The 19938-nt window shown below is 47.8% G+C and carries 22 protein-coding genes; 9 read left to right on the top strand and 13 right to left on the bottom strand.

Translation table 11 applies throughout. The annotated features are described in order from the left end of the window. Window positions 1-190 precede the first annotated feature (190 nt). Window positions 191-1387, bottom strand: a complete 1197-nt coding sequence (locus BP95_RS0127430) for an NAD(P)/FAD-dependent oxidoreductase (RefSeq protein ID WP_021252640.1) — start codon at window positions 1385-1387, stop codon at window positions 191-193. Between the two features lie 519 nt (window positions 1388-1906). On the opposite strand from BP95_RS0127430, the gene BP95_RS0127425 reads away from it, so the two are divergent. After that, the gene (locus tag BP95_RS0127425) at window positions 1907-2914 is read left to right on the top strand and encodes an NAD(P)/FAD-dependent oxidoreductase (RefSeq protein ID WP_028533732.1); all 1008 of its coding nucleotides are present in this window, start codon (window positions 1907-1909) and stop codon (window positions 2912-2914) included. A gap of 63 nt (window positions 2915-2977) precedes the next feature. Continuing rightward, a complete protein-coding gene (locus BP95_RS33385) occupies window positions 2978-3253 on the top strand; it encodes a hypothetical protein (RefSeq protein WP_139295397.1) in 276 nt (91 codons plus the stop codon). Between the two features lie 20 nt (window positions 3254-3273). Here BP95_RS33385 and BP95_RS0127420 read toward each other — a convergent pair whose 3' ends face one another. After that, complete coding sequence (locus BP95_RS0127420) at window positions 3274-3423, bottom strand: sporulation histidine kinase inhibitor Sda (RefSeq protein WP_028533731.1); 150 nt, start codon at window positions 3421-3423, stop codon at window positions 3274-3276. Window positions 3424-3694: 271 nt separating this feature from the next. Next, window positions 3695-4357 (bottom strand): YheC/YheD family protein, encoded by a 663-nt coding sequence (locus BP95_RS0127415; RefSeq protein ID WP_021252637.1) that lies wholly within the window; start codon window positions 4355-4357, stop codon window positions 3695-3697. A 197-nt stretch (window positions 4358-4554) separates the two neighbouring features. On the opposite strand from BP95_RS0127415, the gene BP95_RS0127410 reads away from it, so the two are divergent. The 4 genes from BP95_RS0127410 to BP95_RS0127395 all read left to right on the top strand — a co-directional run bounded on the left by BP95_RS0127410 (window position 4555) and on the right by BP95_RS0127395 (window position 7513). After that, window positions 4555-4761 carry a hypothetical protein gene (locus BP95_RS0127410; RefSeq protein WP_028533730.1) on the top strand — a complete coding sequence of 69 codons (207 nt, stop codon included), beginning with the start codon at window positions 4555-4557 and terminating at the stop codon, window positions 4759-4761. A gap of 170 nt (window positions 4762-4931) precedes the next feature. Further along, window positions 4932-5612, top strand: coding sequence for a response regulator transcription factor (locus BP95_RS0127405; protein WP_021252635.1), 681 nt, complete (start codon window positions 4932-4934; stop codon window positions 5610-5612). Beyond that, on the top strand, window positions 5609-7003 hold the full coding sequence (locus BP95_RS0127400; RefSeq protein WP_028533729.1) for a sensor histidine kinase: 1395 nt from the start codon (window positions 5609-5611) through the stop codon (window positions 7001-7003). Before BP95_RS0127405 ends, BP95_RS0127400 begins: the two co-directional genes overlap by 4 nt. Before the next feature lie 111 nt (window positions 7004-7114). Beyond that, window positions 7115-7513, top strand: coding sequence for a DUF2871 domain-containing protein (locus BP95_RS0127395; RefSeq protein ID WP_021252633.1), 399 nt, complete (start codon window positions 7115-7117; stop codon window positions 7511-7513). Window positions 7514-7663: 150 nt separating this feature from the next. Here BP95_RS0127395 and BP95_RS0127390 read toward each other — a convergent pair whose 3' ends face one another. Further along, complete coding sequence (locus tag BP95_RS0127390) at window positions 7664-7885, bottom strand: hypothetical protein (RefSeq protein ID WP_028533728.1); 222 nt, start codon at window positions 7883-7885, stop codon at window positions 7664-7666. A 255-nt stretch (window positions 7886-8140) separates the two neighbouring features. After that, window positions 8141-8500, bottom strand: a complete 360-nt coding sequence (locus BP95_RS0127385) for a HesB/IscA family protein (RefSeq protein WP_021252631.1) — start codon at window positions 8498-8500, stop codon at window positions 8141-8143. 267 nt (window positions 8501-8767) lie between these two features. On the opposite strand from BP95_RS0127385, the gene mqnE reads away from it, so the two are divergent. Together mqnE and BP95_RS0127375 are read left to right on the top strand one after the other, a co-directional pair. Beyond that, complete coding sequence (mqnE, locus tag BP95_RS0127380; protein WP_021252630.1) at window positions 8768-9874, top strand: aminofutalosine synthase MqnE; 1107 nt, start codon at window positions 8768-8770, stop codon at window positions 9872-9874. 239 nt (window positions 9875-10113) lie between these two features. After that, a complete protein-coding gene (locus BP95_RS0127375; protein WP_028533727.1) occupies window positions 10114-11187 on the top strand; it encodes an NAD(P)/FAD-dependent oxidoreductase in 1074 nt (357 codons plus the stop codon). 44 nt (window positions 11188-11231) lie between these two features. On the opposite strand, the gene BP95_RS0127370 is transcribed toward BP95_RS0127375, so the two are convergent. Continuing rightward, window positions 11232-11486: a YuzB family protein gene (locus BP95_RS0127370; protein WP_021252628.1), complete on the bottom strand. Its 255-nt coding sequence runs from the start codon at window positions 11484-11486 to the stop codon at window positions 11232-11234. A gap of 91 nt (window positions 11487-11577) precedes the next feature. On the opposite strand from BP95_RS0127370, the gene BP95_RS0127365 reads away from it, so the two are divergent. Then, on the top strand, window positions 11578-11823 hold the full coding sequence (locus BP95_RS0127365) for a NifU family protein (RefSeq protein ID WP_021252627.1): 246 nt from the start codon (window positions 11578-11580) through the stop codon (window positions 11821-11823). A gap of 198 nt (window positions 11824-12021) precedes the next feature. Here BP95_RS0127365 and BP95_RS0127360 read toward each other — a convergent pair whose 3' ends face one another. From BP95_RS0127360 to BP95_RS0127330, 7 genes are all read right to left on the bottom strand, one after another. Beyond that, window positions 12022-13164 carry a glycerate kinase gene (locus BP95_RS0127360; protein WP_028533726.1) on the bottom strand — a complete coding sequence of 381 codons (1143 nt, stop codon included), beginning with the start codon at window positions 13162-13164 and terminating at the stop codon, window positions 12022-12024. Window positions 13165-13347: 183 nt separating this feature from the next. Continuing rightward, entirely contained in the window at window positions 13348-14616 is a 1269-nt protein-coding gene (locus BP95_RS0127355) for a GntP family permease (RefSeq protein ID WP_028533725.1), read from the bottom strand. A 230-nt stretch (window positions 14617-14846) separates the two neighbouring features. Beyond that, the gene (locus tag BP95_RS0127350; RefSeq protein WP_028533724.1) at window positions 14847-16004 is read right to left on the bottom strand and encodes a sugar diacid recognition domain-containing protein; all 1158 of its coding nucleotides are present in this window, start codon (window positions 16002-16004) and stop codon (window positions 14847-14849) included. A 148-nt stretch (window positions 16005-16152) separates the two neighbouring features. Then, on the bottom strand, window positions 16153-16935 hold the full coding sequence (locus tag BP95_RS0127345) for an SDR family oxidoreductase (protein WP_028533723.1): 783 nt from the start codon (window positions 16933-16935) through the stop codon (window positions 16153-16155). Between the two features lie 240 nt (window positions 16936-17175). Then, a complete protein-coding gene (locus tag BP95_RS0127340; protein ID WP_028533722.1) occupies window positions 17176-18021 on the bottom strand; it encodes a MetQ/NlpA family ABC transporter substrate-binding protein in 846 nt (281 codons plus the stop codon). 214 nt (window positions 18022-18235) lie between these two features. After that, window positions 18236-18901 carry a methionine ABC transporter permease gene (locus BP95_RS0127335; RefSeq protein WP_028533721.1) on the bottom strand — a complete coding sequence of 222 codons (666 nt, stop codon included), beginning with the start codon at window positions 18899-18901 and terminating at the stop codon, window positions 18236-18238. Next, complete coding sequence (locus BP95_RS0127330) at window positions 18901-19926, bottom strand: methionine ABC transporter ATP-binding protein (RefSeq protein WP_021258552.1); 1026 nt, start codon at window positions 19924-19926, stop codon at window positions 18901-18903. Before BP95_RS0127330 ends, BP95_RS0127335 begins: the two co-directional genes overlap by 1 nt. Window positions 19927-19938: the final 12 nt, after the last annotated feature.

Below are 19938 nucleotides of genomic sequence, written 5' to 3'. Positions count from 1 at the left end.
GGAATGCCAATTCTGGCATCAAAAGGCCTGTATGATTGCGATCATACAGGCCTTTTTCGTCTCTGCTTGTCATATGGCAGCAAAAAAAAAGCCGCTGGTATCCCCGATTAAAGAACGAAGATGCAGCGGCATATATTTGATTTAACACTATGATCTTAACCAATCAACCGTAAAACTGGTCACATTCTTCTTACAGGAATTTACCTTTGCGAAGAGCAAGAGAAATTCCGCCAATGATGAACAACCAACGGATATCGATGACTTTTTTCAATTGAGCAGCCCAGAAGCCTTTCAACTTCTTCTTACCCACTACGCCGATCGCTTCGCCTTTACCCAAGGAAGCAACTGTACCTTTGTTGTGGTACTCGAACTTCTTAAGCGGCTGGTTGCGAATTGAAGCAACGATGTTGCTCGCGCATACCGGACCTTGCTGCATCGCCATTTGCGCTGTAGGCGGATATGGACGATCAATTGCCGGATTAATCATGAGCGAGTTGTCCCCAATAATGAAGACATTATCATGACCTGGCGCTCTCAAGAATTCATCAACCTTCACACGACCGCGCATTGCCTCGAAGCCTGCTTGCTCGATGAGACGATTACCACGAATACCACCTGTCCATACAACCGTAGAAGACTTGATTTCTTCTCCAGTTGCAAGTAGAACACCTTCAGGTGTGCATTCCTTGATCGCTGTTGCCAGCTTGAATGTAACGCCTTTTTTCTTCAATACATTCATTGCATATTCAACAAGCTCAGGATCGAAGCCTGGAAGTGCTGTTGGCGCCGCTTCCACGTTATAAATATTGACCAATTTTGGATCGACATCAAACTGCTTGCACAGCATAGGAATGCGATCGGACAATTCACCGATGAACTCAATGCCTGTGAAGCCTGCGCCACCTACAACGAAATTCAGACGATCAGCACGAGTCTCATCTTGCTTATATAGAGCAAATTGATGTTCGATATGCTCACGGATTACGCGAACAGAGTTGATGCTGCGAATGCTGAACGCATACTCGCCAAGTCCAGGAATACCGAATGTTTCAGGCTCCCCACCAACACCAATCACCAAGTAATCATAAGACAAAGTTCCGTCCTCAAGAATGACTTTCTTATCTTGAATACGAATTTCCTTCACCGAAGACTTCACAAAGTCAATTTTGAACTCATCGATCAACTTCGAGATAGACACTCGAGCATTCTCATAGGAATCCGTACCAGCAGCAGGCATATGCAAATGAGTTGTGAAGTAATGATAGTCATGTTTGCTGACTAATGTTACGTCTGCTTCATTATAGTTTAATTCTTTCTGAAGACGTTGCGCTGCCATGATGCCGCCGTAACCTGCGCCTAGGATTACGATTTTAGGAATGTTACTCATCTTTCATTAGCTCCTTCCAAATCGGGTCAATCATTTTGTGTAGGTTGGTAATAACATGTTACAACTTGAATATGAATACCTTTGTTCTAGAAACCCGCGTATATACATCAATCTTGTGAAGTTGTGAAAAACCCCACAAAAAACAACAAACGAAATCTAGGTACCTATACATTATACAACTGGTAATCATTTTTATTATGGTCTAAATGATTGAAAGTAACTCATTCAGATAGAGCCATAATCACGTGCACATCGCATTATGCCCAACATCGACAAATTGTCGACAATTTACAAACAATTCAACTGCAATGATATCGAGTTTCCAATTAAATTACAAGCACCTTTTTTGTAGAACAATGTATGAAAGCGTTTAATTTTGATAATTTTCACATTTATATCGAAATCCCTGGAAAATGTACGGTTTCCTTCTTGTCGAGCACCGTTTATAATGATAGATGTGCCAAAACACACAATGACCATGATCACATGGTCAGACATCGCCATTGGAGGTGCTCAGCCTTGAATTCACAACTTGTATCACAACAAGATGTAGTAGATATTTTAATTATTGGGGGCGGGCCTGCCGGCATGTTCGCTGCATTCTATGGCGGCATGCGACAAGCTTCCGTTCGTCTTATTGAAAGCATGCCTCAATTAGGAGGCCAATTAGCAGCATTATACCCGGAAAAGTACATCTATGACGTTGCCGGATTCCCGAAAGTAACAGCGCAAGAACTTGTTGATTCCTTGAAAAAGCAAATGGAACATTTCAATCCTGATGTTCGCTTGGAAGAGAAGGTTCAGGGAGTAGAGAAGCTCGACGAGCGTCTATTCGCCGTTACTACAGATAAAAGTGTTCATCACGCAAAATCCGTTATCGTAACAGCTGGTGTAGGTGCATTCGAACCACGCCGCTTGGAGCTGCCTGAAGCAGCCCAATACGAGAAATCGAACCTGCACTACTTCGTTAGCGATCTGCAGCAGTTCAAAGGCCAGCGCGTGCTGATCAGCGGCGGCGGAGACTCTGCTGTCGATTGGGCACTCATGCTGGAGCCTATTGCTGATCAAGTTACACTTATTCATCGCCGCGACAAATTCCGCGCGCATGAACATAGTGTTGAGCAATTGATGAATTCCAAGGTTCAAGTGATTACGCCTACAGAAATTACCGCTTTGCATGGTGATGCTAGTCGAATTGAGCGCGTAACACTAACTAACACCAAATCCAAAGAAGCAAAGGATATCGATGTCGATGCAGTTATCGTCAACTTCGGCTTCGTGTCCTCCCTCGGACCAATATCTGAATGGGGCCTTAACATCGAGGGCGGTTCCATCGTTGTTGATTCTCGTATGGAGACGAACATTCCAGGCTTGTTCGCTGCTGGCGACATTACGACTTACCCAGGCAAGCTGAAGCTCATCGCTGTCGGTTTTGGCGAGGCACCAACTGCTATCAATAACGCTAAGGTGTATATTGATCCATCAGCTAAGCTGTCTCCTGGACACAGCAGCAGCATGAAAATGTAACTAAATAAACGAAAGAAAGGGTATCCTATCTCCAACATCTTTATCTAACGGAGGAGGATACCCTTGTTTCATGTTTGTCCACTATGCAACGGCATGATCAGTCCCGAATTTCAATGTCCGAACTGTTTGAACCCAACCACTGACAGCGGCAAACTGGAAGATTATGTTGGACCTTACGCCCCATATCAGCCAGACGATTCCGTATCCCATCAAACGATGCTGGATGATAGTTCTGTATCTAGTTCTGTATCTAGTTCTGTATCCATGCAGTGCCTGCATATAATCTATTGTGAGCACTGCCACGCAACCACTTATGTGAACGGACTGGCTTGGGAGTAAAGCCTCGGCATGCCGGTCATCTATGTGCACACCGGTATTCGGAAGAGGGTCGGACAAAGGCAGCGCCTTTTCATTTCCTCAAGCAGCAACGCGATGAATTCTTCATCCAATCGGAGCCTGATTGCCTGCTCATAGGAATCAATAAGCAGTTCATCGGAAAGCAAAGCCATCTGCATCACAACCTTTCCTAAACTTTCCTGCCGCATTCATCATATCACGGCCTCAGAAAGCAGAACAAGCGTTCCAATATCCACAGGCGTTTGTGGAAAAATTGTGAATAATTTGTTGATAAGCGTCAAAAAACGCTATCTATCAGTGGGGATGATGTGGATATACTTATTCACATCTTTTTGGATTGTTTTTTTAATAAAAATGTTTAATCATTTTCCAATCTCTAGTAAATCTAATCTATCAAATCCCACTTCCAACGCAGATTGCCCCTTACTGCGGTCTTGTGTTCACCTCGAATATCCAGATATGACCGGAGCGATCAATGCCATAATCGAAGCCTAACTGGCCAATCCCCGGATATTTCCTCTCTAATAGCGATGTGCAGATCCGTGTCAAATATCTCATCTTACTCTTCTTGGCGCGGACGCTCTGTCCAGAGAGCGATCTTGCAATTCCTTGTGCTGCGGTTACCATCGTACCTCCTTTGCACAAGTTCGTCACGAACAAGCCTCTTCTCGCCAAGCGCCCAACCATCGAGCGTACACCCCATTTGCCATTTGACTTCACTACTTTAACCCGGTAATCGATCGGTCTTCCATTAATCGTAGCTAGATGAATTCCCCGTTGAATCAGGTAGGTACGCTTCTTTTTCGTACTGGACAATGATCGCACCATGGCATCGAAATCTCCAAAGCTGCGTGTATTGGCCTGATACGTATATCGATAAGTCGATCCGCTCTTCGTTACTTTAATAACACCGGCACCGCCAGAACCAACGACAGGCTTGATGACGACGAAGCCGTGTATGTTTAACATTTCATGGAGATTAGACGTATTGTATATACGCGTTGCCGGAATATGCCCTGCTACACGTGAATCCGATATTAGCGCCGCGGTTTTCAACCATTTGCTGGCTAACTGTCTGCCTTCCATTCGCCACTCCCCTTTCGTCCTTAATACTTATACATACTCATGGCTCCCATCCGATTCTTGTATGATTGTCCATGGCATGTGCCTGATTTGCACAAGACTAGATCAAGTTGGACGCATAGTGCTTGTCTTTTTCAAGATTGGGATGGTATCGTATAAGGGATAATAATGGATGGATATAAAGGATGGGAGCGACCGTCATGTCAACTGCAGCTGTATATGAAGCGTTGTACTGGATTGCGATCGTATCTATGTCTGTCGTACTCGTGCTTGCCAATGTAGGTATACTTGCGATCGGTTTTCAATTTTGGAGAAAGCATAGACGGGTACTTGGAACAGCATGTTGGCTGTTTTCAGTATTTTGTTTTTATTTGATCTCCATCATGATCAACAAGACGTTCTTATAATTGTCAGTTCTGATCATCTAGGAAGACTTGATCGACTCCCGCAAGACGGACAATGGGGCAAAATCCTTGGACTTCGCGCTTGGCGACTGCTCCAGGGATTTTTGTTTTTGTGCTTCTCCCCTCATAATTAGACCTGATCACTCCCCACCTTGGAATGGAGGTAAATCGCATTGATCATTCATGTACTCGTTGCGGATGATGACCCGAATATTGTAACGATGCTGCGGCTTGTGCTCGAATCTGAGCAGTATCATGTGTTCGACGCGAGTGATGGACAAGCTGCAGCACAACTATTGGAGCAGGAAACCATTCATATTGCGATCGTAGATGTCATGATGCCGCTGAAGGATGGCTGGACATTATGCGCCGAAATTAGACAGCAATATGATATCCCGGTGATTATGCTCACCGCGCTCGGCGAACTTGAAGATAAGGAGCAAGGCTTCGCAGCCGGCACCGATGACTATATGGTGAAGCCCTTCGAGCCGAAGGAGCTGCTATTCCGCATGAAGGCGTTGCTTCGGAGGTATCAGATCGTATCTGACAGCCTCATACGCCTTGGTGCAACAACTATCGACCGCAAGAGCTATACCGTTGCAGCCTCCGGCGAAGAACTGACTCTTCCCCGCAAGGAGTTTGAGCTATTAGCGCAGCTTGCTTCCTATCCAGGGCGCATCTTCACACGCGAACAGCTGCTGGCTTGGATATGGGGTACTGACTACGAAGGGGACAGCCGAACCATTGACGTGCATATTAAGCGTCTTCGGGAGCGTTTTCCTGAGAATGCAAGTGGATTCCGAATTACTACAATCCGAGGCCTTGGCTACAAATTGGAGGTTCTTGAACCTTGAAGACACTGTATACCCGTATCGTGTTTTTCTCAGCTGTAATCGTATCTATCAGCTTCGTATGCGGCGTCTTTCTGGCGAATATCGCGCACAATCAAGCGATCTCCAGTCATTACGAGCAGAAGATGGAGAAGGTTGGGCAAGCGCTGGTACGCATGAACAACATGTTATCGTCTGGTGAAGACACGGCTGACGAGGCGTTAACGAATCTCGCTGAACTGGGCTATCAGCTGTACCTTATCGCTCCTGATCATCATGTGAAGACATTCGGCAGACCATTCAAGCATGCTGATCTTGCTCCTGAAGCGATTGACAGCGTTCTTCAAGGGAATACGTATCGCGGCATGCTTCAGCAAAGAGCATGGAGCAGCTTCTTCGTCCCCGCTATATTCGAGAATCGACTTGCCTTGAGCCACGGTATCCCGCTCACAGTTAATGGCGTGCAGCACGCTCTGTTCATTCGCCCAGATATGGTGCAGCAGACTGAAGAAGTGCGTGTTCTCATTGCGGTACTACTCGTCTCTACCTTCGTTATCAGCCTAGTGCTCATTTCCGTGAAGACACGTTATCTCGTTAAGCCGCTGCAGCGGTTAACCCGAGCCACTATGGAACTGGAAAAAGGCAATTACGAAGTTAAGCTGGATCTCCACCGCAATGATGAAATTGGTGAGCTTGCAAGACGATTCACCGTAATGGCTGAAGCTCTTGGGCAACTGGACGCCGTACAGAAGCAGTTCGTCGCGAATGTGTCCCATGAGATTCAATCTCCCTTGACTTCGATCCAAGGATTAGCGCAGCAGCTCATGGATCACCCGCTGCCGCCCGAACAAGAACGACGCTATTTGCACATCATTGCGGATGAGTCGCGGCGGTTATCCGGGATAAGTCGGCAATTGCTGACGCTCGCCTCCTTGGAACGAGGAAGCGAGATGATGAAGCAAGCCTCTATCCGACTGGATGAACAACTGCGAGAAGTCATCATCCTACTTGAGCCGCAATGGAACGTGAAAGACATCGAACTGGATCTTCAGCTTGATAGCGTGATGTTAACGGGAGATACAGGATTGCTGTATCAAGCATGGACAAATCTGCTAACGAATGCGATTAAATTCACTGCGTCGCAAGGAACCATCGGGATACAATGCAAACAACAAGGAGAAGACATTATCGTAGTTGTATCTGACACAGGGAGAGGTATTCCAGAGGATGTACTGCCACATATCTTTGAGCGATTTTACAAATACAGTGAGCTTGCTGAACCAGGACAGAGCCAGCATGGAACAGGGCTTGGCTTAGCCATCGTAAAGCGAATCATTGAATTGCACAACGGAACGATCCGCGTGTCTAGCGAAGTAAGACAAGGAACCATATTTACGATCCGATTCCCTAAATAGCGTATAAGCAGAACATGACCCCGTTGTCATGTTCTGTTCATATTGGGTTCATACAACTGCGGTACACTCCTATCATCCATGCGAATGACGAAACAAAGGAGAGAGTTTACTGTGAAAAAACTGTATTACACTTCGTTCTTCTATGCCATTCTTGGCCTCATATCGGGTATCTTTTACCGGGAGTTCACCAAAATAAATGATTTCACAGCTTACACAGCATTAAAACCGCTGCACACCCATATTCTCGTTCTCGGCTTCCTGTTCTTCCTGCTTCTCACCTTGCTTGCGAAGCAGTTCCGCGTGCATGAAGTCCGTTCATTCAAAGGTTGGTACTATGTATATAATATCGGTCTGATGCTAAGTCTTGCAGCGATGACGGTTCGCGGCATCCTTCAGGTTAACGGAACAGATATGAAAGGCTTGAGCCACATGGCAGGTCTTGGTCATGCAATCCTCGGAGCAAGCATCATTTGGTTCATGATCTTGCTAGGCAAACGAGTGAAGGAATAAACTGACCCTAACAGGCATATCCGAAGGCTGCACCTGCTCTTCTTATAAGAGTAAGGGCAGCCTTCTTCAGTTGAGCAGAATAGATGGCTGCACAGCTTCTGTGATCTGTGATCTGTGTTCTGTGTTCAATTCGTTCTATCCCCACGCAAATTAACAGCTGCCTGAACTCTCAATAACGGTAGCTCCCGTGGTTCCAGCATGGTACGTATTGTTGTGATTCTGGGCATCCCTCGTTGAATCTTGACGGGAATCATAGCAAGTCCCATGCCACCCTCCTGGACATTCCGAGCAATACGCTCTATAAGACACCAGCAGTGTACGGTCTACATCAGTGGATTGCTGTACTTGATGTGCATCATGATGTTCATTCATAGGTATCACCTCCTGCTCGTTATAAGGTTCGCCGAAACAATTTGCAGTATGATTAGAAATATTAGGATTAGCGCTATAGAGCCAAAAACAGCAAAAAAACCTCTTACAAGGTAGCGATGCTCAACTCTACCGTAATAAGAGGTCTTCTATATTTCATTATCATCTAATCACGAAGTCTAATCGCAATTATCGAATCGAATGGAATCAGAATGTATCATTCATCTATATATAAGGTATCATGCAAATAGGTGGAGACTAGTCGTCGCACTTCTCCGCTTTTCCCTCATTTGTTGCTGTACGGAAACTGGAGCCGCAGCCGCAAGTTGCTACCGCATTCGGGTTGTCGATCGTGAAGCCGCCAGACATGCCGGATTCCTTGTAGTCGATTGTAAGTCCACTCAGATGAGGAACACTTTCCTTATCGATGACGACCTTCATGCCGCCAATCTCCAAATTCACATCTTCCTCAGTCTCTTCATCGTCAAATCCCATACCATAAGAGAATCCACTGCAACCGCCTGGACGAACACCGACGCGCAGGAACATATTTTCATTTTCCTCTTGCGCAATCATTTCCTTTATCTTCTCAATCGCTTCATCGCTGATTGTAATCATTCTAATCACCCTCCTCGTATTACTAAGTATAACCATCCCCTTCGGCATATACAAGAGAACATCGCTGCTGGTAATTTGCACCTTTACTTCCTGTAGACGTATTGCCCCACCTCTTATGCGAATGTATAATGGAACTGACATCAATTAATGTGATTCGTTTCACTGCAATCTCCGACGGAACTTATCCGCCGCGGAGTTTTTTATTTGTCAACAACAGCATATTGTGCTGAATTGTAAAAAGATACCTTACCTGAAGGGGGCCTGTGTATGACTACAGTCATGACGCGTCATGCCGATCCACGTATGGCCGAAATCGCAGATAAAGTCGAACGCGGTGAGCGCCTGACGCTTGAGGATGGCGTTTACTTGTATGAAACGGACGACCTGTTGACCTTGGGTCAATTGGCAAATCTTGCGAACATGCGCAAGAACGGCAAAAATGTTTATTTTATTGAAAATATGTCCCTATACTTCACGAATGTATGCGAAGCGCACTGCGCATTCTGCAACTTCCGTAAAGATCAAGGAGACGAAGGTGCTTATACATTATCCGGTCAAGAAATGATTGACTTCGTAGATCAGCACATCCATCCGGGCGTACGCGAGTTCCATATCGTTGGCGGACACAACCCGCATGTACCGTTCTCTTATTATGTAGATTCGCTTCGTGCACTGAACGAGAAGTATCCGGACGTCACACTTAAGGCGTACACAGCAGCTGAAATTGATTTCTTCACACGCATCAGCGGCTTGAGCATTGAAGAGGTGCTTAAAGAGCTAATGAATGCCGGACTGGAATCTCTGACAGGTGGAGGAGCAGAAATTCTATCCGATGAATATCGGAAGAAGATGCGTGTCGAGAAAGCTGGCGTTGAGCGCTATCTCGAAGTTCACCGTACAGCACATCAACTTGGCATGAAGACACATACAACGATGCTGTACGGCGCAATCGAATCGCATGAGGATCGTATTCGCCATATGATCTCGATCCGCGAACTTCAAGATGAGACGAATGGCTTCCAAGTATTCATCCCATTGTCTATGCAGCCGAAGAGTCCTAAAGCCAGCATCAAGCGCCGCAACTCCGCGTATGAAGACTTGAAGACAATTGCGATCAGCCGCCTTATGCTGGACAACATTCAACATATTAAAGCGTACTTCATCAATATCGGAACCCAGTTGACACAAGTTGCACTTACGTTCGGTGCTTCCGACGTGCACGGCACGCTTGTGAAGGAACGCATTAGTCATGCAGCCGGCGCGCTTACACCGGAAGGTTTGACGCGCGATGAACTCGTATGGCTCATTAAGGGAGCAGGCCGTACGCCAATCGAACGCGATACGTTCTACAATCCGATAAAGATATATGAGTAATGTCGATGTAATTGATCATTGAGCATATTAGAGAGATAGAGGTAATGCATGACCCTATTGGATAATACAACAGAGAATCAGCAACCGCGGGCACGATTCATAACACCGAAGACATGGCTTCCAGCTGGCTTCACGGAATCGCGTCCCAGGCAAATGAGTGGAGCCATACGACGTAATCGCCGCTTGCGGCGCAGCACCTACCATCTTAATTTTTCGGCAACATGGGGGGAGTCGAACAGATGAAACGATACGTCATACTCGGTGGCGGCTACGGAGGATTGGCCATCATTAGTCGGTTGTTGGAGGGCGAGCTGCCTTCCGATGTACAACTTGTATTAGTTGACCGCATGCCTTATCAAGGCCTCAAGACGGAATATTATGCACTAGCAGCCGGAACGGTGTCTGATATGGACATTCGCGTGTCCTTCCCGGATGATCCGCGCGTGCACCTTCATTATGGGAATGTACAATCCATTGATTTGGACGGGCAGATTGTCCACTTCACAGATGGAGATGCACTCGCCTATGATCATCTAGTCATCGGTCTGGGTTGCACGGATAAGTATCATGGCATTCCAGGCGCCAAGCAGTTCGGCAACAGCATTCAATCACTCGCCAGTACAAGACGCACCTATCAATTGCTAAATGACATCCGTCCATACGGACACGTAAGCATTGTGGGCGGTGGGCTTAGCGGTGTTGAAATGGCGGCAGAGCTGCGTGAGAGCCGACCTGATCTCAATATCCGGATTCTGGATCGGGGATCGCGCGTGCTATCTGCGTTCCCGGAGAAGCTCTCTCACTTTGTCTCTGGCTGGTTCCTTGAGCACCATATTGAGCTTCGTTCTTTTGTGAATGTGAGCCACCTCGAGGATGGAGTCATCTATAACCGGAAAGAAGACATTGAAGAAGAGATTTTGTCGGACGTTACCGTATGGACTGCCGGCATTCAGCCTGTTGCTCCGGTACAGCAGCTCCAAGTTGCGAAGGATCCACAGGGCCGTGTCATCATTAACGAATATCATCACATTCCCGAATATCCGAATGTTTTCGTTGTAGGAGATTGCGCAAGCCTCCCGTTCTCGCCTAGCGCACAAGCAGCAGGCGCCCAAGGGGAGCAGATTGCGGATGTCATTCGGGCGAGATGGAACGGGGAAACTCCTCGCTTAGGTAAAATTAAGCTGAAGGGCGTGCTTGGTGCATTAGGCAAAAAATCCGGCTTCGGCGTTGTTGGCAAGCGTGCCGTTGTAGGGTATGTGCCTCGCGTCATTAAGAGCGGTGTATTATGGATGTCTAAGAACCATTTCGGATAATACCTGCAACATTCTATGATTAACAAAACATGGGAGCAGCGACATCAATCGATGTCCAGCTGCTCCCATGCTTTTATTTCCTCTATTTTGATCATAATTTTGTCATATAACTCATCTGCCGTTTCCCCAGCAACGATTTCACCATTTACTAATGCAAACGGAAACATGTAGCACTCCCCGCAATTCCCTAGACAGCCATACTCCAGCACGTCATACTCCGGGTTGCCTTCTAGGCGCTTCATGACATTATCTGTCCCGTGATGCATATTATTCACACAAAACTCTATGATTGGCCGCATTGACATTATCCCCCGCTTTCATGTTGCGCCTTTGAATTCGGATAGCTTTATAATATAATAAAATCAGCATGGATGAAAGGAGTTGTCATAGATGAGTGAAAATGCACAAAGCACAGTTTACGATGAAGTGCTGGAAGTGTTGGATAAACTGCGCCCGTTCTTGCAGCGCGATGGCGGCGACGTTGAATTGGTTGATGTTGAAGACGGCATCGTTAAGCTTCGCCTGATGGGCGCTTGCGGCAGCTGCCCAAGCTCCACGATCACATTGAAAGCGGGTATTGAGCGCGCTTTGGTGGAAGAAGTGGAAGGCATTACAGAAGTCGTACAAGTATTCTAAATTGAATAATTGGACTTCATAAGAAGGAAGGCTGTCCACCAGCAGTTGAATCTGCCGGGGACAGCCTTTTTTCAATCCCGAATCATATCATTGCGTTAACTTATCACTGCTAAATAATAGGTACAGCGACATTGCTGGATAGCTGCTACTGCTGCGGCTGCTTCGCTTAACTGCAGCTTGTTCCCCATCATTCTTCCGTTATTTCAACTGAATTCCAAGCTTCAAGGCCATGCCAATATTATAAGCAGTACGTTCCATATTGTCAGCAGCTTGTCCTAAGGCCTCCTCCAATGTCGTAACTCCCGGAACAATCGTGAACACCATATCGATACCATGCTCATGAACCACTTCATGTCCAGCTGCAAGCGTACCCGCAATACCAATGACAGGAACTCCATGCAGCTTCGCGGTCTTCGCTACGCCGATTGGCGTCTTGCCATAAATGGTCTGTCCATCAATCTTGCCTTCACCGGTAATGACCACATCAGCATCAACTGCATGATCTGCTAAGCCGGTTGCGTCGATGACAATATCTACTCCTCGCTTCAATTCAGCTTGCAGAAAAGCCACCACGCCTGCCCCAAGCCCTCCGGCCGCCCCCGCGCCTGGCATATGGGCGACATCACAACCGACGTCCTCCCGCATCTTCGCCGCGTAGTGCGCCAAGTTCGCATCCAGTTGCTTCACCATCTCCGGCGTAGCTCCCTTCTGGGGGCCAAATACTGCCGATGCTCCCCGCTCTCCGATAAGCGGGTTGTCAACATCGCAGGCCGCTACGAATTTCACCTTCGCAAGCCGAGGGTCAACACCGCTCAAATCGATGTGTGCAATACGACCGACTTCTCCGCCTCCATCACCAATTTCAGTCCCATCCTCAGCTAACAGCCGTACACCAAGCGCTTGAGCCATCCCAGCGCCGCCATCATTTGTAGCGCTGCCTCCAAGCCCCAGGATAATCGTCTCTACTCCCTCATTCAATGCGGATAGGATCAGCTCTCCCATCCCCCGCGTCGTCGTAACGAGTGGATTCCGCTGTGCCTGTGGAACAAGCGCCAGTCCCGATGCCGCAGCCATCTCAATAACTGCGGACTTGCCATCGCCCAAGACGCCATAGAATCCTTCCACAGGTGTTCCAAGCGGCCCTGTTACTGTTGTCCGTACAATTCGGCCGCTTGTCGCATCTACAAGCGACTGCACGGTTCCTTCTCCGCCATCTGCCATCGGTACATATACGAGTTCCGCCTCCGGGAATACCCGCCCCAAGCCGCGGCCAATCGCCTGACATGCTTCCCAGGCAGACAAACTTTCTTTAAAAGAGTCTGGAGCAATTACGAATTTCATACTGATCCACTCCTATCCATGCAATCTGACTTTCTCTCCGAGTTGTACATTAGCTGTTTATCTACATTTCTTTTTCTGTTTCTATTCCTTTACCTGTCTCTCATTACGAACCAGCAAGTTTCTCAGTTATACCTGCACTTGCGAGGTTACCGCCTTGTCCCAGCACATTGTATCGTCCTTGGCTTACAAGAACCAGCCGAAGACACCGAATACGAGCGTAGATACGATAGCAAGCACGAGACCAATTAGCGTTTCATAGGGGATAAGACGTAGACGTTCCTTCATCGCCATATTCACGCTGCCGCCAGTGGCGTGGAAGAAGCTGCCATGCGGCATATGGTCGAACACCGTAGCACCCGCATGTATCATGGCTGCTGCCCCTAAGGATGCGACGCCAAGCTCCATAATGGTCGAGCCGAATACCGAGCTGGCTACAGCAGTACCTGCAGTTGTGGACGCTGTCGCCAGAGACATCAAGGCACCACTGATTGGTGCAAGTAAATAGGCTGGCAAGCCTGAAGCCGTCAAGCCATCGATAATAACATCCTTCAATTGTGAGTTCGAAATAATTCCGGCAAGTGTCCCCGTCCCGATTAGCATGACGGCAACACCCGTCATTTTGCCAAGTCCAGAGGTTGCATATCGGTTAATCTGTGTAATGCGTCCCATACAGAGTGCCCCTACTAAACCACCAACAGGGAGAGCGATAATGGGGTCAATGGCGATGCCTGCAATCGGGCGCAAGGCCAGCAAAGCAATTGCTGTTATTGGCGCCATCATTGCGGCAAGGAAGCTAGGAAGCTGCTCCTTGCTATCTTCCACCTGCTCTACACCTGCTACCTTCGTTCCTTTATGAGACAACTTTTTTGCAATCCAATACGTTACGAACAAACCAATCAATGCTGGGATAATTCCTGCTGCCATTATCGAAGTCAACGGGATATGGAAAGCATCCGCCGCAGAAATCGCATTCGGGTTCGGCGACATAATGTTACCCGCCTTGCCTCCCCCAATCATAGCGAGCAATATCGCCATACGGGACAAGTCTGCACGCTGCGCAATTGCAAGTGCGATTGGAGCTACTGTAATGACCGCCACGTCGATAAATACACCAACGGCTGTCAATACCATCGTTGCAAAAGCTAGTGCGAACAATGCGCGAGTCTCGCCTACCTTGCGTACTAATGTCTCTGCAATGGTCTTCGCTCCGCCTGATTCAATCAATACGCCTGCAAGAACACCTGCTGCTAATATTCGCAGCACTGCTGGAATCATCGTCTTGGCTCCGTCCATCATCAACGTTACGGAGTCAACTAAGCCAATTCCTCCGACTACGCCGCCTACCAGCGCGCCAATCATCATACCGTACGCCGGTGGGACCTTTCGTAAAATAAGCACGATAGCAACCACTAAAGCCGCCAGTGCACCAAGTACAGATACCGTTACTGTCATAGTCCCCATCCTCCTTGAAGATGCAGTGTTTCGTTGTTGTACCTTTACTTTACCTCCAATATGAAAGCGCTTCATCATGCATAAACATGAAATGAAGCGCTTTAAAAAGTATGTTTTTTGTTCAAATGCACAATACAAGATTAATCAACCTTTTTTCATACTGCTATCAGGCCGGTATGTGAAATAGGATACATGAAATAGTCATGCTCAGCTTTTCCCTTGTTTACTGGCTAATACTCATTACTGCGCAGCATCGCGTGAATCCACCACGCCGACATTAACGTAAACAAATCGCGAAAGCTCTTGGGATCCTTGCCTGTCACATCCGCAATCCGCTGAAGACGATAACGGAGCGTGTTGCGATGGATGGCCAGCCGCTGTGCAATCCGCTGCTGCTCGCCGCTTTCCTCATAATACACCTGCAGAGTCTGCCTCAATTCCCCGCTTCGATCCTCTTGGATGAATCGCTGCCACATCTGCTCCATTTCATCCGTAACCCAGCTGCGGCCCACATTCGCCAACACCGTCTCATTTGGCATATCCTCACTATAATAGACCGTATGCTCAGGCAGGATCGCTTGACCCGCGCGCATCGTATCTTGAGCAGAGCGATAGGATGCTATGAGCCCATCGATTCCTGAATAAGCCTTGCCCACCGCGATACGAAGAGGTGCAATCTGCTTCTCTTCCAGCAACTTCCGAATTTGCCGTATTCCCTCGCATATATCCATATTCGGCTTCCGTGGGTGCAAATGCGGCTTGAATAGGACGATTTGCCGCGTATTCCGAATCGCGATAAGATCAATTGTCGGCCGCCCTTCCAACAGTTCTACAACTCTGCGCAGTGTAGGTACCGAATCCGCATCCTGTTCATCCGTAAGCTCCAGAATACAAGCAACACGAGGCTTGTCCGGCTTCAGGCCAATTCGTTCCGCCTGCAGGCGAAGCATGGCTTGATCTCCCGGTTCCGCATGAATGACCGATAAGAGAAAATCCTCCTTCATCCGCTTATCCCAGCGCGCCTTTTCCAACAAATCCGCCTGCTCCAAATACATCTCAGCTGTCATCTTGACAAGTTCCCCATACTTCGTCACTTCAGCAGGATCTCCCGTAATCCCGATAACGCCGACAACTTCTCCGCGAAATTGAATAACGAGATTCGTCCCTGGCATAACACCATGAAGATTGCGTGCACTCTCCTCATCGATCTCGAACCTTCCCTTGCGCTCAATGGCAATGAGTGCCCCTTCATGCTTTTGATTAATACGGGACAGGTCACCCGAGCCAATAATCCGCCCACGCTCATCCATCACATTTACATTGTACCCAATGACCTGCATCGTCCGTGAGACGATTGCTTGCGCTAATTGCTTGGTCATCCAACTCATATCTTCATACCACCTATCACGCGAAATCAAAAGAGTTTAGGACATCCCGCATCCCGTCCATCCTTCTTCCCCAAAATATGAAAACGCCCTCGTTCCAACAGGGCACAGCAACCGCTGTGTCTGTAAGCCGACGGGCGTACATGCAGCATTAGGATTTCGAGCTAATCGTTGTACGAATAGGATCGAGACCGCCTGAAACATTAATAATATTACCAGTTATAAAGTCAGAAGCATCCTCACATAAGAAGCGAATGACTCGTGTCACATCTTCACCACTGCCGGGACGGCCGCGCGGCGTCTCGTCATCGGTGAGATGAAGTACATCCTCGATCTTACGCTCCTTGTTGTCACCACGAATATCGCCAGGGCAAATCATATTCACCGTAATGCCATTCTGTGCTTCCTCTACCGCCAGTGTCTTCGTGAAGGACACTAGTCCCACCTTGGCTGCGGCATACACCGCCCGATGCGGCCAAGAACGCGCCTCAGACGCATGGCCGAAGCCATAATGGATAATGCGCCCCCACCCCTTCTTCCGCATCGATCCGAGCAGCAAATGATCGAGCAGAATGACACCACTTAGATTTCCATTCAATAAATACATAATGTCCTCTTCCGAGTAATCCGCGAACAATCTCCGCTCTCTGATGAACGGCCCAGCATTGTTTACCACAATATCAGCCATACCGATGCGTCCATTCATTTCAGTAACGAGCCGCTTTACTTCCTCCGGCTTGGAAATATCCGCGCGAATGGCAATACATCGTATTCCCGTCTTCTCGAGCTGGAGCCGCAGTGCTTCAGCCTCTGCCTCGCTATGTACATAATTTAAGACAATATCATGCCCGGTTTCGGCCAATGTCATAGCTGTCATCTTCCCGAGGCCTTTGGCGCTCCCCGTAATAAGAGCAATTTTACGCTGCTGTTCCACGTCGTAATCCTCCTTTTGAGCGCTTCAAAGAACTTCCACGTTCAGTATAAGATATTTGCCTTGGCAGAACAACTTTGCATTGGACACTGATGTAGACAAACTGTCCATCTCCGCAATGCAACGTACTTGAATCTCCTCCACCTAGGTTACAAAGAAAAAAAGCCCTAGCGGCAAGCTCCACCTTTCTTATCGAAAGGAAGCTCGCGTCTAGGGCTTCTCTCATTGGAGCGTAGTCTGCAATTAGAATGCAGGTACGATCGAACCTTGGTATTTATCTTCAATAAACTTCTTCACATCATCAGACTGCAAAGCTGCTACCAACTTTTTCACAGCGTCACTATCCTTGTTGTCCTCGCGAGCAGTCAAGATGTTCGCATACGGAGAATCCTTATCTTCAATGAACAACGCATCCTTCGTAGGATTCAAGTTCGCTTGCAGTGCATAGTTCGTGTTGATAAGCGAGAAATCTACTTCATCCAGCGTACGAGGCAGCATTGCAGCTTCCAACTCTTTGAACTTCAAGTTCTTCGGATTCTCAGCAATGTCATTAACCGTTGCTTCCAGACCTACGCCATCCTTCAACTTAATAATGCCTTGCTTCTCCAGCAAGAGCAGCGCACGTCCGCCATTTGTTGCATCGTTCGGAATCGATACCGTTGCGCCATCTGCAATTTCACTAACCGACTTAATCTTCTTGGAGTAACCTCCGAAAGGCTCAACGTGAATATTGCCTACAGTTACAAGGTTGTATCCCTTCGTCTTCACTTCATTGTCCAAATACGGCTTATGTTGGAAGAAGTTCGCATCAAGCTGCTTCTCATGTACTTGTACGTTCGGCTGAACATAATCCGTGAACTCCTTAACTTCCAACTCAATCCCTTGCTCAGCCAGCTTCGGCTTAATATGATTCAGTATTTCTGCATGAGGTACCGGTGTTGCACCTACGACAAGCTTCACTTTTTCTGTGCCAGACTTGCCTGCCTCACCAGATGCGTTCGTGTTATCGCCTGCAGTATTTTTGTTGCCGCAAGCAGCGAGCACCGCTACGAGTGTAATAAGCGTTAATACAAAAGTCCACTTTTTCATGTCATTCACTACTCCTTCCAAGATCCCCATTTTAATTGATGAATATTTGTAAGTTGAAGCTCCTAAGAGCGTGCTTCCTATGACTATTAGGTTTTGATTCAAATGATCATTTCATCCAGCCCGTAACTACCGATAATTCCAATTGAATTACTGGGATTATATCATATTTTGTGCTGCCGTCAACCATGGAATGACCGACTCAGCACAATATTTTTTATTTCCTTGTATAGCGGCGAACAAATGCATCGCCAATCCATTGCAGCACCTGTACGAGTATAACCATAATAACGATCGCCACGATCATCATTTCAATCTCATAGCGATGGTATCCGTAGCGAATCGCTAGGTCACCGAGACCGCCGCCGCCAATAAGACCTGACATCGCTGTATACGATACGAGCGTAACTGCCGTTATCGTCGTCCCTGCAATCAAGCCTGGCATCGCTTCGGGCAGCAGAACCTTATATACAATCTGCCAAGTGGATGCTCCCATTGCCTGTGCTGCCTCAATAACGCCCCGATCAACCTCACGCAATGACGTCTCCACGAGACGAGCGAAGAATGGTGCAGCCGCGATAACGAGCGGCGGGATTGTTCCTTCTACACCGATAGATGTGCCTACTACAATTCGTGTAATCGGTATGATCGCAATCATTAGAATAACGAACGGTACTGAACGCAGCACGTTCACAATGAATGACAAGATACTATATACGATCTTCCCAGCTCTGCTACCCGTGCGCCCAGTTAAATACAAGAGCACGCCTAGCGGCAAGCCAACAAGGAAGGTGAATAGTACAGAGAACAGCATCATCTGCAATGTTTCTCCAGTAGCCGAAGACACATCGCTCCAATTGACAGTAGAGAAATCGAAATGCATCACGCAATCACCTCCACTTCAAGACCCTGCGCCCGGAGAGAAGATAATGATTGCTCTACAGCACTTGTGTCGCCATCTAGACGAACGACCAATTGGCCGTAAGGAGTATCCTTCATCCGAGAGATCGTTCCCTGCAGTATTGCGAAGCTGACGCCCGCTTCCGTAAGGACACGATGCAGCACCGGCTCATACGTGACATCACCCAAATAGTTGATCTTCACAACACGGGAATGCTCAGCAGCCTGGCTCTTGAATGCCGCCCAAGGCTGAATATCCGCATCGCTGCGCTCTTCAAGAATGAATTCGCGCGTTACCGGATGCTGAGGCTTCAAGAACACGTCTACAACCTTGCCTGCCTCAGCAATCTTCCCGCCATGAATAACGGCAACTTTGTCGCATATCGCTTGGATGACGTGCATCTCATGGGTGATTAGCACGATCGTAATTCCGAACTTGCGGTTAATATCGAGCAGCAGCTCCAAGATCGCATTCGTCGTCTGCGGATCTAGCGCCGAGGTTGCTTCATCACAGAGCAGCACCTTCGGATCATTCGCAAGCGCACGCGCAATCCCTACGCGCTGCTTTTGTCCACCGGACAATTGAGCCGGGTATTTATGCTTGTGTTCTTCCAAACCAACAAGCCTAATCAACTCATTTACTTTCTTCTCTACTTTATCCTTGGATGTTCCCGCCAGGCGCATCGGAAATGCAATATTGTCATATACCGTTGCTGAACTGAGCAGGTTAAAATGCTGAAAAATCATCCCGATTTTGCGCCGCTGCTGCTGCAGCGCCGACTTCGACAGCTTCGTTAAGTTAACGCCGTCTACCTCAACTACGCCTGCCGTAGGCCGCTCGAGCAGGTTAATGCTGCGCAGCAGCGTACTCTTCCCTGCACCTGAATGGCCGATAATGCCATAAATCTCGCCAGATTCAACCGACAGACTCACATCATCCAGTGCCAGCAGCCCTTGCACCTTACCGTTAGCACCATATTGCTTACTTATATGTTCCAACCGAATCAACGGAATCGTCAC

It is taken from the genome of Paenibacillus sp. UNC217MF, assembly GCF_000686865.1.
GTDB lineage: Bacteria > Bacillota > Bacilli > Paenibacillales > Paenibacillaceae > Paenibacillus_B > Paenibacillus_B suaedae.
This window is presented reverse-complemented; position numbering and strand designations above follow the sequence as displayed.

Coding starts and splice junctions, on each gene's coding strand:
- BP95_RS0127430 (WP_021252640.1), bottom strand. CDS start 1,387: ATGAGTAACATTCCTAAAATCGTAATCCTAGGCGCAGGTTACGGCGGC.
- BP95_RS0127390 (WP_028533728.1), bottom strand. CDS start 7,885: ATGAATGAACATCATGATGCACATCAAGTACAGCAATCCACTGATGTA.
- BP95_RS0127360 (WP_028533726.1), bottom strand. CDS start 13,164: ATGAAATTCGTAATTGCTCCAGACTCTTTTAAAGAAAGTTTGTCTGCC.
- BP95_RS0127365 (WP_021252627.1), top strand. CDS start 11,578: ATGAGTGAAAATGCACAAAGCACAGTTTACGATGAAGTGCTGGAAGTG.
- BP95_RS0127385 (WP_021252631.1), bottom strand. CDS start 8,500: ATGATTACAATCAGCGATGAAGCGATTGAGAAGATAAAGGAAATGATT.
- mqnE (WP_021252630.1), top strand. CDS start 8,768: ATGACTACAGTCATGACGCGTCATGCCGATCCACGTATGGCCGAAATC.
- BP95_RS0127335 (WP_028533721.1), bottom strand. CDS start 18,901: ATGCATTTCGATTTCTCTACTGTCAATTGGAGCGATGTGTCTTCGGCT.
- BP95_RS0127355 (WP_028533725.1), bottom strand. CDS start 14,616: ATGACAGTAACGGTATCTGTACTTGGTGCACTGGCGGCTTTAGTGGTT.
- BP95_RS0127370 (WP_021252628.1), bottom strand. CDS start 11,486: ATGCGGCCAATCATAGAGTTTTGTGTGAATAATATGCATCACGGGACA.
- BP95_RS0127415 (WP_021252637.1), bottom strand. CDS start 4,357: ATGGAAGGCAGACAGTTAGCCAGCAAATGGTTGAAAACCGCGGCGCTA.
- BP95_RS0127375 (WP_028533727.1), top strand. CDS start 10,114: ATGAAACGATACGTCATACTCGGTGGCGGCTACGGAGGATTGGCCATC.
- BP95_RS0127350 (WP_028533724.1), bottom strand. CDS start 16,004: ATGAGTTGGATGACCAAGCAATTAGCGCAAGCAATCGTCTCACGGACG.
- BP95_RS0127410 (WP_028533730.1), top strand. CDS start 4,555: ATGTCAACTGCAGCTGTATATGAAGCGTTGTACTGGATTGCGATCGTA.
- BP95_RS0127340 (WP_028533722.1), bottom strand. CDS start 18,021: ATGAAAAAGTGGACTTTTGTATTAACGCTTATTACACTCGTAGCGGTG.
- BP95_RS0127420 (WP_028533731.1), bottom strand. CDS start 3,423: ATGGCTTTGCTTTCCGATGAACTGCTTATTGATTCCTATGAGCAGGCA.